This window comes from Micromonospora sp. NPDC005413, from assembly GCF_040606435.1.
GTDB lineage: Bacteria > Actinomycetota > Actinomycetes > Mycobacteriales > Micromonosporaceae > Micromonospora.
In genome coordinates, this window is the sequence record NZ_JBEXEV010000006.1 from 19,958 (window position 1) to 33,942 (window position 13,985).

The 13,985-nt window shown below is 71.1% G+C and carries 14 protein-coding genes and 1 pseudogene; 10 read left to right on the top strand and 5 right to left on the bottom strand.

From position 1 onward, the window contains the following. Positions 1-46: 46 nt before the first annotated feature. Positions 47-1,516, bottom strand: a complete 1,470-nt coding sequence (mshA, locus tag ABZS37_RS10215) for a D-inositol-3-phosphate glycosyltransferase (protein ID WP_355167805.1) — start codon at positions 1,514-1,516, stop codon at positions 47-49. 99 nt (positions 1,517-1,615) lie between these two features. On the opposite strand from mshA, the gene ABZS37_RS10220 reads away from it, so the two are divergent. Together ABZS37_RS10220 and ABZS37_RS10225 are read left to right on the top strand one after the other, a co-directional pair. Continuing rightward, the gene (locus tag ABZS37_RS10220) at positions 1,616-2,383 is read left to right on the top strand and encodes an SDR family oxidoreductase (RefSeq protein WP_355167504.1); all 768 of its coding nucleotides are present in this window, start codon (positions 1,616-1,618) and stop codon (positions 2,381-2,383) included. Between the two features lie 20 nt (positions 2,384-2,403). Continuing rightward, the gene (locus ABZS37_RS10225) at positions 2,404-3,198 is read left to right on the top strand and encodes a class I SAM-dependent methyltransferase (RefSeq protein ID WP_355167506.1); all 795 of its coding nucleotides are present in this window, start codon (positions 2,404-2,406) and stop codon (positions 3,196-3,198) included. On the opposite strand, the gene ABZS37_RS10230 is transcribed toward ABZS37_RS10225, so the two are convergent. Further along, complete coding sequence (locus ABZS37_RS10230; RefSeq protein WP_355167807.1) at positions 3,195-4,232, bottom strand: UDP-N-acetylmuramate dehydrogenase; 1,038 nt, start codon at positions 4,230-4,232, stop codon at positions 3,195-3,197. The genes ABZS37_RS10225 and ABZS37_RS10230 overlap by 4 nt on opposite strands. A gap of 114 nt (positions 4,233-4,346) precedes the next feature. Here ABZS37_RS10230 and ABZS37_RS10235 point away from each other — a divergent pair, with 114 nt between their 5' ends. From ABZS37_RS10235 to ABZS37_RS10270, 8 genes are all read left to right on the top strand, one after another. Continuing rightward, complete coding sequence (locus ABZS37_RS10235) at positions 4,347-5,105, top strand: maleylpyruvate isomerase family mycothiol-dependent enzyme (RefSeq protein ID WP_354994415.1); 759 nt, start codon at positions 4,347-4,349, stop codon at positions 5,103-5,105. A 194-nt stretch (positions 5,106-5,299) separates the two neighbouring features. Continuing rightward, a complete protein-coding gene (locus tag ABZS37_RS10240; protein ID WP_355167508.1) occupies positions 5,300-6,607 on the top strand; it encodes an extracellular solute-binding protein in 1,308 nt (435 codons plus the stop codon). A gap of 116 nt (positions 6,608-6,723) precedes the next feature. After that, positions 6,724-7,722: a sugar ABC transporter permease gene (locus tag ABZS37_RS10245; protein WP_355167510.1), complete on the top strand. Its 999-nt coding sequence runs from the start codon at positions 6,724-6,726 to the stop codon at positions 7,720-7,722. Beyond that, positions 7,719-8,552, top strand: coding sequence for a carbohydrate ABC transporter permease (locus ABZS37_RS10250; RefSeq protein WP_354994418.1), 834 nt, complete (start codon positions 7,719-7,721; stop codon positions 8,550-8,552). The genes ABZS37_RS10245 and ABZS37_RS10250 overlap by 4 nt, the downstream gene beginning before the upstream one ends. Then, on the top strand, positions 8,549-9,928 hold the full coding sequence (locus ABZS37_RS10255; RefSeq protein ID WP_355167512.1) for a GH1 family beta-glucosidase: 1,380 nt from the start codon (positions 8,549-8,551) through the stop codon (positions 9,926-9,928). The genes ABZS37_RS10250 and ABZS37_RS10255 overlap by 4 nt, the downstream gene beginning before the upstream one ends. Positions 9,929-9,947: 19 nt before the next feature. After that, on the top strand, positions 9,948-10,955 hold the full coding sequence (locus tag ABZS37_RS10260; protein WP_355167514.1) for a LacI family DNA-binding transcriptional regulator: 1,008 nt from the start codon (positions 9,948-9,950) through the stop codon (positions 10,953-10,955). A gap of 194 nt (positions 10,956-11,149) precedes the next feature. Beyond that, positions 11,150-11,563, top strand: a complete 414-nt coding sequence (locus ABZS37_RS10265; RefSeq protein ID WP_355167516.1) for a RidA family protein — start codon at positions 11,150-11,152, stop codon at positions 11,561-11,563. Between the two features lies 1 nt (position 11,564). After that, positions 11,565-12,461, top strand: a complete 897-nt coding sequence (locus tag ABZS37_RS10270; protein WP_355167518.1) for a GNAT family N-acetyltransferase — start codon at positions 11,565-11,567, stop codon at positions 12,459-12,461. Between the two features lie 39 nt (positions 12,462-12,500). Here the strand turns inward: ABZS37_RS10270 and ABZS37_RS10275 are convergent, their stop codons facing one another. The 3 genes and pseudogenes from ABZS37_RS10275 to ABZS37_RS10285 all read right to left on the bottom strand — a co-directional run bounded on the left by ABZS37_RS10275 (position 12,501) and on the right by ABZS37_RS10285 (position 13,918). After that, complete coding sequence (locus tag ABZS37_RS10275; RefSeq protein WP_355167520.1) at positions 12,501-12,776, bottom strand: hypothetical protein; 276 nt, start codon at positions 12,774-12,776, stop codon at positions 12,501-12,503. A gap of 94 nt (positions 12,777-12,870) precedes the next feature. After that, a pseudogene (locus ABZS37_RS10280) lies at positions 12,871-13,125 on the bottom strand (macro domain-containing protein); the annotation flags it as partial. Between the two features lies 1 nt (position 13,126). Then, a complete protein-coding gene (locus ABZS37_RS10285; RefSeq protein ID WP_355167522.1) occupies positions 13,127-13,918 on the bottom strand; it encodes an EI24 domain-containing protein in 792 nt (263 codons plus the stop codon). Positions 13,919-13,985 lie beyond the last annotated feature (67 nt).

Here is a 13,985-nt window from a genome sequence, read left to right on the forward strand (position 1 = left end):
TACGACCGACCCGACCGGTGCACCGGTTGGCGACCGGCGCCCGCCGTCACCAGGAGCAGGAGAGCGCCGGGTCGCACGCCAGGTCGGCCGCGAGGCGGGCCCGGTGCGCGGCGGTCGCCTCGCCGTAGACGCCAAGCAGGCCGGCGACCGTCCGGTCCCAGGAGAAGTGCCGTGCGTGCTGCTCAGCGCCGCGGGCCAGCACCGCCCGGCGGGCCCGGTCAGGCAGCAGGCGTCCCAGCGCGCTCGCCCAGTCGACCGGGTCGTGCCCGTCGATGAGGACGCCGCTCACCTGATCCCGCACGGCGGTGACCAGCCCTCCGACCGCGGCGGCCAGCACTGGCGTACCGCAGGCCTGCGCCTCAAGGGCGACCAGCCCGAACGATTCGTTGTGCGACGGCACCGCGACCAGATCGGCCGCCCGGTACAGGGCCGGCAGGTCGTCCCCGGTGAGCGGTGGCAGGAACCGCACCCCGTCGGTGACCCCGAGCCTGGCGGCCAGCTCGATCAGCGCGGTCGGCCGGTCCAGCCCACTGCCGCTGGGCCCGCCGCAGATCACCACGGTCACGTGGTCGGCCAGTGCCGGATCGCGCTCCCGCAACGCGGCAATCGCGCGGATCAGCACGTCGGGGGCCTTGAGCGGCTGGATCCGACCGACGAAGGCAACGACGTACCCCTCGGCCGGCAGCCCCAGCCGGCGGCGCGCCTCGCGGGCAGCCGCGAACCGATCGCCCGGTGCGGGTCGGAACCGATCCAGGTCGACGCCCGGCTGCACGACGGAGACCCGGGTCGGGTCGGCGTCGTACCGATCGAGAAGGTCGGTGGCCTCGACCCGGGTGTTCGCGACCAGCCGGTCCGCCTCGGCGACCACCTGTTCCTCGCCGATCACCCGGGCCTTGGGCTCCGGCCGGTCGCCGGCCGCGAGCTGAGCGTTCTTGACCTTCGCCAGGGTGTGCGCGGTGTGCACCAGCGGCACCCCCCAACGCTCCTTGGCCAGCCAGCCGACCTGGCCGGAGAGCCAGTAGTGGGAGTGGATCAGGTCGTAGTGCCCGGGCGGGCGGGACGCCTCGGCGCGCAGCACCCCGGCGGTGAAGGCACAGAGCTGACCGGGCAACTCCTCCTTGGTGAGGCCCTCCAGGGGGCCGGAGGTGATGTGCCGGACCTGCACGCCGGGTGCCATCTCGACCACCGGGGGCAGGTCGCCGGAGGTGGCCCGGGTGAAGATCTCCACCTCGACGTTGGCTTCGGCGAGTCGCCGGGCGACCTCAAGGATGTAGACGTTCATTCCGCCGGCGTCGCCCGTGCCGGGCTGGTGCAAAGGGGAGGTGTGCACCGACAGGGTGGCGATGCGGCGAGGCCGGGGCCACGGTTGGGCACCGCGCTGACGACCGACACCGGTGTGCATTTCCGCCACATCCGCTCCTCTGTCACGGTAGATGCCGTCTCGCACGACCGGCGCTTCTCGGTCAACCCGTACGCCGGATGTCATCTTCCCCATCGGGCTTCGGAAATTCCCCAGCGCGGCCCCCCGGGGTGACGGACCTCATCACAAACGCCCGCGAATGCGCCCCGACCGCCCGGTCGGGGTCGGCCGGGCTGTCGGGGTGACAATGTCGGGATGACCTCTGTCGCCATCGTCACCGGAGCGTCCAGCGGGATCGGCGCAGCCACCACCCGCCGGCTCGCCGCCGAGGGCTTCCACGTGCTCGCCGCCGCCCGTCGCGCCGACCGGCTCACCGAACTGGTCGGCGAGATCACCGCCTCTGGTGGGCAGGCCACTGCGGTGACCTGCGACATCACCTCGGACGAGTCGGTGGCCGGGCTGGCCGAGGCCGCCGCCCAGGCACCTGGGCCGGTCACCCTGCTGGTCAACAACGCGGGCGGAGCGCGCGGGCTGGACCCGGTGGAGTCCGGCTCGGTCGCCGACTGGCAGTGGATGTACGACGTCAACGTGCTCGGCACGCTGCGGGTCACCCAGGCCCTGCTGCCGGCGCTGGAGGCGTCCGGCTCCGGCACCATCGTGGTGGTCTCCTCCACCGCCGGCCTGACCGTGTACGAGGGTGGGGGCGGCTACGCCGCGGCGAAGCACGCGCAGACCGCCATCGCCGGCACACTCCGTCTGGAGCTGTGCGGCCGACCGCTGCGGGTGATCGAGATCGACCCGGGCATGGTGAAGACCGACGAGTTCGGGCTGGTCCGCTTCGAGGGTGACACGGAACGGGCGGCAGCCGTCTACGCCGGAGTGCCGGGGCCGCTGGTCGCCGAGGACGTCGCCGACTGCATCGCCTGGTGCGCCACCCGCCCCGAGCACGTCAACATCGACCGGTTGGTGGTCCGGCCGCGGGCACAGGCGGCCCAGCACAAGGTGCACCGGGTCAGGCAGTGAAGCGCGAGGAGTGAGACGGTATGAGCGGGGCGGCACGGCACCGGCCGCTCGGCGTGGTCACGCGGGGAACGACCAACCCGAACCGGCTGCGTCGGGTGGACAACTGGATCGTCGCCACCTGCGCCGACCGGCTGTTGGCGGCGGCCGACCCCCTGGTGGTCGACCTCGGCTACGGCGCCACCCCGGTGACTGCGGTGGAACTGCGCGCCCGGCTGGCGGCGGGGGTTCGTCCAGACGTACGGCTGGTCGGTCTGGAGATCGACCCGGCCCGTGTGGCCGCCGCGACGCCGGCCGCCGACCCACCCGGCCTGACGTTCGCCCGGGGTGGGTTCGAGCTGGCTGGGCTCCGGCCGGTGCTGGTCCGCGCGTTCAACGTGCTGCGCCAGTACGACGAGAGCGAGGTGCCCGACGCCTGGCGGACGATGACCGCCGCGCTCGCCCCGGGCGGGGTGCTCGTCGAGGGCACGTGCGACGAGTTGGGTCGGCTCGCCAGCTGGTTGCTGATCGACGCCGACGGCCCTCGGACGCTGACCCTGGCCGCGAAGCTCACCACGCTGGGCAGCCCTGCCGAGCTGGCCGAGCGGCTGCCCAAGGCGCTGATCCACCGCAATGTCCCCGGTGAGCCGGTGCACGATCTGATCCGCGCCCTGGACGACGCCTGGCAGGCCGCCGCCCCCTACGCCACCTTCGGCCCCCGCCAACGCTGGCTGAGAGCGGTAACCCGGCTCCGCGAGACCGGCTGGCCCATCCTCAACGGCCCCACCCGCTGGCGCCAGGGCGAGTTGACCCTCCCCTGGCCACCTCCCAGCACTTAGAGGGCGCAGTTGATGAGGACGGGTTCGGGGTGAAGAGTCACGCCGAAGCGGGCGTGCACGGTGTCGCGGATGGTGGCGGCGAGGGCGAGCAGGTCGACGGTGTGGGCTGTGCCGCTGCGGTTGGTGAGGGCGAGGGTGTGCTTGCTGGAGATGGCCACCCCGTCCGGCCCGGGGTGGCCCTTGGCGAAGCCGGCCTTGTCGATCAGCCAGGCCGCGCTCACCTTGACCATGCCGTCGGCCCCCGGCCAGGCGGGCGGGTCGCCCAGCTCGGCGGCGCGCTCCAGGAACAGCTCGTACGTCGCCCGGTCGAGCACCGGGTTGGTGAAGAAGGACCCGACCGAGCGAGTGTCCGGATCGGTGGCGTCGAGCACCATGCCCTTACCCGCGCGCAGCCGCAGCACCGCCGCTCGGGCGTCGGCCAGTGGCACCTGGTCGCCCACCTCGACACCGAGCGCCCGGGCCAGCTCCGCGTAGCGCACCGGCCCGGAGAGCGGCGACGGGGTGAGCCGGAAGTCGACGGAGAGCACCACCCAGCGGTCCGCGTACTTGAAGATGCTGCCCCGGTAGGCGAACCCGCAGTCGGCGGCGGGGATGACCTGGCGGGTGCCCTCGGCCCGGTCGTACACCTCGACTCCGGTGATCGTCTCGGCGACCTCCTGGCCGTACGCGCCGACGTTCTGGATCGGGGTGGCGCCGGTCGAGCCGGGGATGCCGGAGAGGCACTCCAGGCCGGCCCAGCCGTTGGCCACGGTGGCGGCGACCAGGTCGTCCCACGGCTCGCCGGCCTCGACCCGTACGGTGACCGACCCGGCGTCCTCGGCGACGACCCGCAGCCCGCGGGAACGCACCAGGACGACGGTGCCGGGAAAGCCGGAATCGCCGATCACCACGTTGCTGCCGCCAGCCAGGATCAGGACCGGCTCGTTCGCGGCCAGGACCGCCCGGACGATCTCGTCGGCAGTGCCGGCGGCCACGATCCGCTCGGCCGGCCCACCCATCCGCAGAGTGGTGTAGCTGGCCAGTGGACCAGGGATGGCACGATCGGCTTCGGTTGTCGGCTGGGCGTAGGCGTCGGGCACGCCTTTCACCTTAGGCTGAGTGATAGCCGTGGCACCCACTGGTCGCCCGGCACCCCCGGGAGGATGGCGATGAGCAGACTGCAGGGCAGCAAGGATTTTTGGATCGGGGCGCTCCGGGCGGAGGGTCCTGCTTTCGCCGCGGCGGTGGCAGAGGCGCCGCCCGAGACACCTGTGCTGTCCTGTCCGGGCTGGACGGTCAACGACCTCACACTGCACCTCGCTGGCATCTACCACTGGGTTTCGTCGTTTGCCGGCTCCGGCCTGACCACCCGGCCGGCCCCCCGGGAGCGGATCGAGGCGGACCCGGGCGTCAGCCCGCTCCAGCTGTGGCAGCAGGGGTACGACAAGCTGATGACCCTTTTCGACGGGCTCGACCCGGAGGCCCCGGCGTGGAACTGGGCCCCGCAGCCGAAGAAGGCCGGTTTCTGGCCGCGTCGGATGGCGCACGAGACGGCTGTGCACCGCTGGGACGCCCAGCTCGCCATCGGCGCCGGCGACCCGGTGGAGGCGAAGCTCGCGGCCGACGGGGTGAGTGAGGTGCTGGACACCTGGCTGCCCGCGGGCCGGCGGCGGGTGCCGGGCGACTGGCACGGGGTGGTGCAGCTCTCCGCGACGGACGCGGCCCAGGAGTGGTATCTGCGGCTGCGCGGCGAGGGGGTGGCGCTGCTCGACACCGCGACCATTTTCGACCACGACGACCACCACGCGCGAGCGCAGGTCAGCGGCACCGCGAGCGACCTGCTGCTGGCGCTCTGGGGTCGGGTGAGCTTCGAGACGCTGGACGTCGCCGGTGACCGCACCCTGCTCGACGGTCTGGGCACCGGCTGATCGTCACCCGGAGCACGTGTACGAGGGCGTCACCCCACCGGGTGGCGCCCTCGTTCGCGTCGATGCCTTGATAACGAATCAGAACTGAGAGAGCGCTCTCTTGACAGCGCGGAGAGGATTCAGCACCCTGTCGAGAGAGCGCTCTCACATGCCACTCGCCACCACCCGACCACCTTGAGAGGGGTCCGAATCCCATGGCTGTCTTCCCGCGCCGCCGCCTCGCCGCGGTGGCCCTCGCCGCCGCCACCACCCTGCTCGTCACCGCCGGCTGCGGCGGTGCCGACGAGGCGGACGGGGACGGACCGGTCACGCTGACCGTCGACGTCTTCGGCCAGTTCGGCTACGAGCAGCTCTACCAGGAGTACATGAGCGCGCACCCCGACGTGAAGATCGTCGAACGCGGTGCCGGCACCAACCTCGACGAGTACTCACCGAAGCTGACCCAGTGGCTCGCCGCCGGCCGAGGCGCCGGTGACGTGGTGGCCATCGAAGAAGGCCTCCTGGTCGAGTACAAGGCCAACCCCGGCAACTTCGTCAACCTGCTGGACCACGGCGCCGCCGACCTCAAGGGCAACTTCCTCGAGTGGAAGTGGAACGCCGGCCTGACCGCCGACGGCAAGCAGCTCATCGGCCTCGGCACCGACGTCGGTGGCATCGCCATGTGCTACCGCACGGACCTCTTCGCCAAGGCCGGCCTGCCCACCGAGCGGGGCGCGGTCTCGAAGCTCTGGCCGACCTGGCAGGACTACATCGCCACTGGGGAGCGGTTCGTCGCGGCCAAGACCGGGGCGTCCTTCCTCGACGCCGCGACCAACACCTTCAACACCATCCTGCTGCAGACCGCCGGCAACACGACCGGCTACAGCTACTACGACACCAACGGCAACGTCGTCGTCGACAGCAACCCGGCGGTACGGCAGGCGTGGGACACCACCATGGACATCGTCGACTCGGGCCTCTCCGGAAAGTACGGCTCCTGGTCCGAGGAGTGGGTCTCCGCCTTCAAGCAGTCGAAGTTCGCCACCATCGCCTGCCCCGCCTGGATGACCGGTGTCATCGAGAGCAACTCCGGCCCGACCGCCCAGGGCAAGTGGGACATCGCCCAGGTGCCCGGCAACGGCGGCAACTGGGGCGGTTCGCATCTCGCCGTGCCGAAGCAGAGCAAGCACCAGGCCGAGGCGATCGAGCTGGCCAAGTTCCTGACCAGCGCCAAGGGTCAGATCGGGGCGTTCAAGGCCAAGGGCCCGCTGCCCTCCTCGCCGCAGGCGCTCGACGACCCCGCGATCACCGGCGCGACCAACGCGTACTTCTCGGGGGCACCGGTCGGCACCATCTTCGGCACCGGCGCGAAGAGCCTGAAGCCGGTCTACATGGGCCCGAAGAACCAGGCCGTCCGCACCGAGGTGGAGAACGCCGTACGCACCGTGGAGCTGGGCCAGCGCAACCCCAGCCAAGGCTGGACCGACGCGGTAACCAACGCGAAGAAGGCCGCCGCCAAGTAGCCCCCTTCCCCACCCCCGCGCCGATCTAGGGCGAATCGTCGTGATCAGAGATCAACTGGCCGCGATATGCCCTAGATCGGCGCGGGGGTGGGAGGGGCGGAAGGAGTTTTTCGGGCATGACCGTTCAGCTTGACGCGCGTCCGCCGGTCGCACCGGCATCCGGTGGTCAACGCCGATCGCTGGGTCGGTTCAGCCGGCTCGACAACCGGCTCTCGCCGTACCTCTACATCGCCCCGTTCTTCCTGCTCTTCGCGGTCTTCGGGGCCTACCCGCTGGCGTACACCTTCTGGGTTTCGCTGCACGACTGGGACCTGCTCGGCACCGACCACCCGTTCGTCGGCGCGGCGAACTACACCCAGCTGCTGGCCGATGCCGACTTCTGGCACGCGGTGGTCAACACGCTGGGCATCTTCGTCATCTCCACCGTCCCCCAACTGCTCGCCGCGCTCTGGCTGGCCAACCTGCTCAACCGAGGGCTGCGGGCCCGGACCGGCTGGCGGATGGCGGTGCTCGTCCCCAACGTGACCTCCACCGCCGCCGTGGCGATCGTGTTCGGGGTGCTCTTCGGCCGCGAGTTCGGCATGATCAACTGGCTGCTCGACCTGGTCGGGGTGGACCCGATCGGATGGAAGACCGACCGGTTCGCCTCCTGGGTCGCCATCTCCGCCATGGTCGACTGGCGGTGGACCGGCTACAACGCGCTGATCCTCCTGGCCGCGATGCAGGCCATCCCCCGCGACCTGTACGAATCGGCCGCGATCGACGGCGCCAACCGGGTCCGGCAGTTCTGGGCGATCACCGTGCCGCTGCTCAAGCCGACGATCATCTTCTGCGTCATCATCTCCACCATCGGCGGGTTGCAGCTCTTCACCGAGCCCCGGCTGTTCCACTCCGGCACCAACCCGATCCGAGGCGGATCGCTTCGGGAGTCACAGACCGTGACCATGTACATGTTCGAGAACGCCTTCGCACCGCACTACAACTTCGGGTACGGCTCGGCCGTGGCCTGGCTGCTCTTCGCGCTCATCGCGATCGTGGCGGCGGTCAACGTGCTGGTCCTGCGACGGATGGGCGGCGGATCGGGACCGAATCCCGGGAAGGGAGCGGCACGATGAGCCGGCTCTGGCGGGCCAGCCCGCTGACGTACCTGGCCCTGGTGATGGCCGTCGGGATGTCGGTCTTTCCGATCTGGTGGATGTTCGTGGTGGCCAGCCGGTCCAGCGACGCGATGGGTCAGCTGCCGCCGCCGATGACACCGGGCGGCAACCTGGGAGCCAACATCGCCCGGCTGTTCGACAACGCCGACGCGTACTTCCTGACCGGCCTGATCAACTCGACGATCGTGGCCGGCACGGTGACCGTCTCCGTGGTGTTCTTCGCCAGCCTGGCCGGCTTCGCCTTCGCGAAGCTACGGTTCCGCGGCCGCAACGCGCTGCTGCTGGCGGTCATCGCGACCATGATGATCCCGACCCAGCTCGGTGTGATCCCGCTGTACATGCTGATGACCCGGCTGCAGTGGAACGACCGGCTCCCCGCGGTGATCGTGCCGGCTCTGGTCACCGGGTTCGGGGTGTTCATGATGCGGCAGTACGCCGGCCAGGCGGTCAGCGACGAGCTGATCGAGGCCGCCCGGATGGACGGCTGCGGCACCGCCCGGATCTGGTGGCACGTGGTGGTGCCCGCGCTGCGCCCTGCCGCCGCCGTGCTCGGCCTGCTCACGTTCATGACCACCTGGAACGACTTCCTGTGGCCGTACGCTGTGCTGAACGATCCGGCAAATCCGACCGTGCAGCTCTCCCTGCGGGCACTGTCGGACGGGTACTACCAGGACATGTCGCAGGTGTTCACCGGGACAGCCATCGCGACGCTGCCCCTGCTACTGGTCTTCGTGTTGTTCGGCCGGCAGATCATCGGCGGGATCATGGAAGGTGCGGTCAAGGCGTGAATGGGCTCCGTTTTCCCGAGCATTTCCTCTGGGGGGCGGCCACCGCCGCGTACCAGATCGAGGGCGCGGCCCGCGACGACGGTCGCGGCCCGTCCATCTGGGACACCTTCAGCCGTACGCCGGGCAAGGTGTACCAGGGCCACACCGGCGACGTCGCCTGCGACCACTACCACCGGTACGCCGATGACGTGGCGCTGATGGCGGAGCTGGGGCTGCGGGCGTACCGGTTCTCGGTCGCCTGGCCGCGGATCCAGCCGGACGGCACCGGCCCGGTCAACCCGCGCGGGCTGGACTTCTACGACCGGCTCACCGACGCACTGCTCGACCGGGGGATCGATCCGATCGTCACCCTCTACCACTGGGATCTGCCCCAGACCCTGGGCGACCGTGGCGGCTGGACCAACCGGGACACCGCCGAGCACTTCGCCACCTACGCCACGGCGGTGTACGCCCGCCTTGGCGACCGGGTGGACGTGTGGACCACTCTCAACGAGCCGTGGTGTGCGGCCTACCTCGGTTACGGCAACGGGGTGCACGCTCCGGGCGAGCAGGATCCGGCGGCGGCCTTCACCGCCGTACACCATCTGCTGCTCGGGCACGGCCTGGCGGCGCGGGCGCTGCGGGCGGCCGGCGCGCGCAGCGTGGGCATCACCCTCAATCCGGCCGACGTGCGGCCGGCCGACCCGCAGAGCGCGGCCGACGCCGCCGCGGTCCGCCTGGTCGACGGCCTGCACAACCGGATCTTCCTCGACCCGCTGCTGGCCGGTGGTTACCCGGACGACGTCCGCGAGCATGTGGCACGCATCGTCGAACCGACGTACATCCGGGACGGCGACGAGAAGCTGATCGCCGCCCCGATCGACCTGCTCGGCATCAACTACTACGCCCCCGGTTACGTGGCAGGCCGGCCCGACGGTGCCGGTAACGACGCGTACCCGGGCACCGAGGGTGCGGTGCACTTCCTCCCGCCGACCGGTCCACTCACCGACATGGGCTGGATGATCGAGCCGGCCGGGTTGACCCGGCTGCTGGAGCGGATCGCCACCGACTACCCCGGAGTGCCGCTGCTGATCGCCGAGAACGGTGCGGCGTTCCCCGACAAGCCGGGCGCCGACTCGCCCGACGGGCCGGCACAGGTCATCGATGCCGATCGCATCGCCTACCTCGACGGGCACCTCCGTGCCGCGCACGAGGCGATCTCCCGGGGCGTGGACCTGCGCGGTTATCTCGTATGGTCATTCCTGGACAACTTCGAGTGGGCGGAGGGTTACCGCAAGCGGTTCGGGATCGTGCACGTCGACTACCTGACCCAGCGGCGCACACCGAAGGCCAGCGCCCGGTGGTACCAGGAGGTGATCTCCCGGAACGGGCTGTGACGAGCGGGGGGAAGTCGCGATGACGACAGCGCAGCGGCCGACGCTCGAGGCGGTGGCGGCACGGGCCGGGGTGTCCCGGGCCACGGTGTCCCGCGTGGTTAACGGCTCCACCACGGTCGCCGAGCCGATCCGGGAGGCGGTCACCCGGGCGGTCGCCGAGTTGGGGTACGTGCCCAACCTCGCCGCCCGCAGCCTGGTGACCCAGCGCACCGACTCGATCGCCCTGGTCATGCCAGAGGCGGCCACCCGGGTCTTCTCCGACGACCAGGTCTTCCCCGGCATCATCCGTGGTGTCAGCCAGGAGCTGGAGGCTGCCGACAAGCAACTGGTCCTGATGCTCGCCGGTTCGCCGGCCGGGCATCAGCGTGTCGAGCGGTACACCACCGGCCGGCACGTCGACGGGGTGCTCTTCGCCTCACTGCACGGCGCCGACCCGCTGCCCGGCACGCTGGCCCGGCTCGGCATCCCGGTGGTGTGCAGCGGCCGGCCGCTCGGTGACGTGCCCGTGCCGTACGTCGACGTCGACCACGTGGGCGGGGTGACCGCAGCCGTACGACACATGATCGACAGCGGTCGCCGGCGGATCGCCACCATCGCCGGGCCGCAGGACATGGTCGCCGGGATCGAACGGCTCAGCGGTTACCGCACCACGGTCGCCGACGCGGGGCTGCCCGAGATGATCGCCGTCGGCGACTTCACCCGGGAGTCCGGCTCGGCCGCGATGCACCGGCTGCTCACCGAACACCCTGACCTGGACGGCGTCTTCGCCGCCTCCGACCTGATGGCGCACGCCGCTATGCGGGCGCTGCGCGAGGCCGGTCGGCGGGTGCCGGAGGACGTCGCGGTGGTCGGCTTCGATGACATCGAGACCGCCGCGTACACCGAGCCGCCGCTGACCACCGTCCGGCAGCCGATCGTGGAGATCGGCCGCCGGATGACCCGCCAGCTGCTCCGGCTGGCCGCAGGGGAGACCATCGAGCAGGCGGTCATGCTCCCCACCGAGCTGATCCGACGCGAGTCCGCCTGAGCGTGGTCGTCGACGGGCGGGCGCGGCTCCGCTCGACCCGGCTCCGCGCGGCTCCGCTCGGCGCAAGATCCGCACAATTTCCAGGAAATAGTGGCCTCGCGACGCCCGGAGGCCACTATTTCCTGGAAGTTGCTGCCTCCACGCCGGCTTTATTTGCCTCGCCCCGGCGTTTCATCGTCGTTAGCCTCGCGGTCATGCCGGATCCCGTCGCGCTGCTGCACGTCCCCGTCCTCTCCGATGTCGCCGAGTACGCGTACGCGGCCACTGTCGAGCCACCCGCCCGGCTGGTCTTCACCGCCGGCGCGTGCCCGCTGGACGCCGAGGGTCGCGTCGTCGCACCGGGCGACCATGTCGCACAGGCCCGGCAGGTGACCGCCAACCTGGAAACCGCCCTCGGTGCTGCCGGCGCCCGACTGACCGACGTCGTCAAGACCACCGTCTACGTGGCGTCGTCCCAGCAGGCCGACCTGGTGAAGGTCTGGGAGGTGGTACGGGACTTCTTCGGCGACCACGACCCGCCCAGCACGCTGCTCGGAGTGGCCGTGCTCGGCTACACCGACCAACTCGTCGAGGTCGAGGCCGTCGCCGCCGTCCGGACGGAGGCCTGACATGCGGATCCGTGTGGCGCAGCCCGACGACGCCCCGGGGGTGGTGGCCCTGCGGACCCTGGTCTTTCCGTACCTGGTCCGCGGTGTCGAGTCAACCCGGAAGATGATCGCCGAGCCGGTACCGGGCAGGGACTGGGCCGCCTTCGTGGCCGAGGTCGATGCCCAGATCGTCGGTTGGGTGACGGCGCAACGCAACGATTCGACCTCGACCGCGGGCTTCGGCGACATCTCCCTGCTGCACGTACACCCCGAGCACCGGCGGCGCGGCATCGGCACCGCGCTGCTGACGACCGCGACAGGTCACCTCGCCTCGCTGGGTGTCCACCGGCTCCGCGCCTTCGCCCAGCCGGAGGCGCTGCCGTTCGCCCGTCGGCACGGCTACGAGCCCAGTCGCGAGCTGCGCTTCTCGGCGCTCGACCTGAATCCGGCACCCGCGCTGCCCGACCCGCCACCGGGCGTACGGCTGCGGCCGATCGCGGACCTGGACCCGCACCGGCTCTACGCGGCGGACGTGGCCGCGGCGCTGGACGAGCCGGGCGACGTACCGGTCGATTCGATCAGTTACGAGACCTGGCTGTACGACGTCTGGGACAACCTGGGCCTGGACAAGGAGGCCAGCACCGCCGTCGAAGTCGACGGGGAGGTGGCCGCGTTCAGTCTGGTGAAGCGGGACGGGGACCGGATGTGGTCGGACTTCACCGGCAGCCTCCCGGCGTACCGGGGTCGAGGGCTGGCCCGACTGGCCAAGACGGCCGCTCTGCGCCGGGCCGCCGCGAACGGCGTGCGCGTTGCGTACACCTCGAATGACGAGGAGAACGCGGCAATGCTCGCGATCAACACCCGGCTGGGCTACCGCCCGGTGGCAGCCGAGTGGTCCTGCCTGGCCGACCTGACCTGATCAACAGGCGAGAGTGAACCCCCACCAGGAGCCCGTTCCTCAATAGCGATCGGCCCGGCGCGAGCGGCGGGCCAGGGAGAGCCACCCAAGAAAGCGGGTGTGCAGCACGGCGAGATCCGGACGGCCACCCAGGCCGTACATGTCGTCGATGGCCTCCTGCATCGAGGAGGCCAGGTAGAACGCCAGAGCGATCGAGTGACCGTAAAACTCGGCGACAAGGCCGAGTTGAGCGGGACCGCAGGGCCAAGGCGCGGCGCAGTTGCGGCACAGCCACGCGGGGCGCATCGGCAGGTGCGGCCGCGGGCGGGCGGTCATCCGACCCTCACCGGTGCACGGCATACCGGCCGGCGGCTCGCCGGCCGGGCGGCTGGCGCCGGATTGTCCTGCCAGATCAGCCCGGCCGTCTGCACACCGGCCCGACGGTGTGAATGACCCAGCGGGCCGGCAGCTCACCGGCCGTGGTCGCCACCGCCTGCCCGGTCGGCAGGCCCTTGCCGTAGCGGGATGCCCGCAGCGCCCGGCACTCCGCCAGGATGGCCGGCCCGCCGCGCCGGTGGATGGCACCGTCGACCCCGCCGCCACCGAGCAGCGACGAGTTCGCGGCATTCACGATGGCGTCCACCCGCTGGGCGGTGATGTCCCCCTCGACCAGGGCGATCTCCATGTCAGCTCTCGTCGATCGGCTGGCCGAGCGATCGGCGGGCCAGCAGGGTGGCACCGGCGACCGCGGCCGGCATGATCAGCACCGCGCCGAGCGGAATGAGGAAGCAGAGGAAGACCGCCACCCCGAAGCCGAGCGCGGTGGGCCGGTCGGCCTTCAGGATCGACCGGCGCTGCGGCAGCCGCATCCCGCGCCGGTAGAACGGTGCCCCGACCAACTCCACGGTGAGGAACCAGCCGCCCACCGCCGCCCCGAGCACCGGAACGACCGTCTGGCCGATCACCGGGATGAAGCCGGCGAGGAAGAGCGGGATGCCGACCAGCACCGTGAGCGCCACCAGGCGTACCGAGTCGGCGATGCTACGGCGTAGCGACGACCAGAAGGGCACGTCCACCGCGCCCGGCGTGCCCCCGTACCGCTGCTCGACCTGCTCGGAGATCTTCTCGTAGAACGGGTCGCCGATGACCAGGGTGACCGCGGTGAAGGTGAGCACTCCGAGCAGGCCGCCAACCCCCAGGAAGGCCAGCCCGGCGATCACCCGGACCAAGCTGCGGGTGGTGCTCGACCAGTCGTCGGCGAACGGGGTGACCAGCGCGGCGAGGTCGTCCACGAAGTACACCAGGGTGGCGAGCGCGGCCACGAAGAGCGCGCCGGAGATCAGTGCCGGCACGACGCCGAGCAGCATCAGACCGGGGCTGCGGACGTAGAGACCCAGCCCTCGCAGGAGCAGCCCTGCCCCGGCGAAGAAGCGTCCGACGACCCCGGTCACCGGGCTGGCGATTCTGCTGACGTCCACGATCGAGCAGCCTAACGAGCGGTGACCGGATCCGCCGGGCGGAGCGCTAGCAGCGACTCGTGCCGTA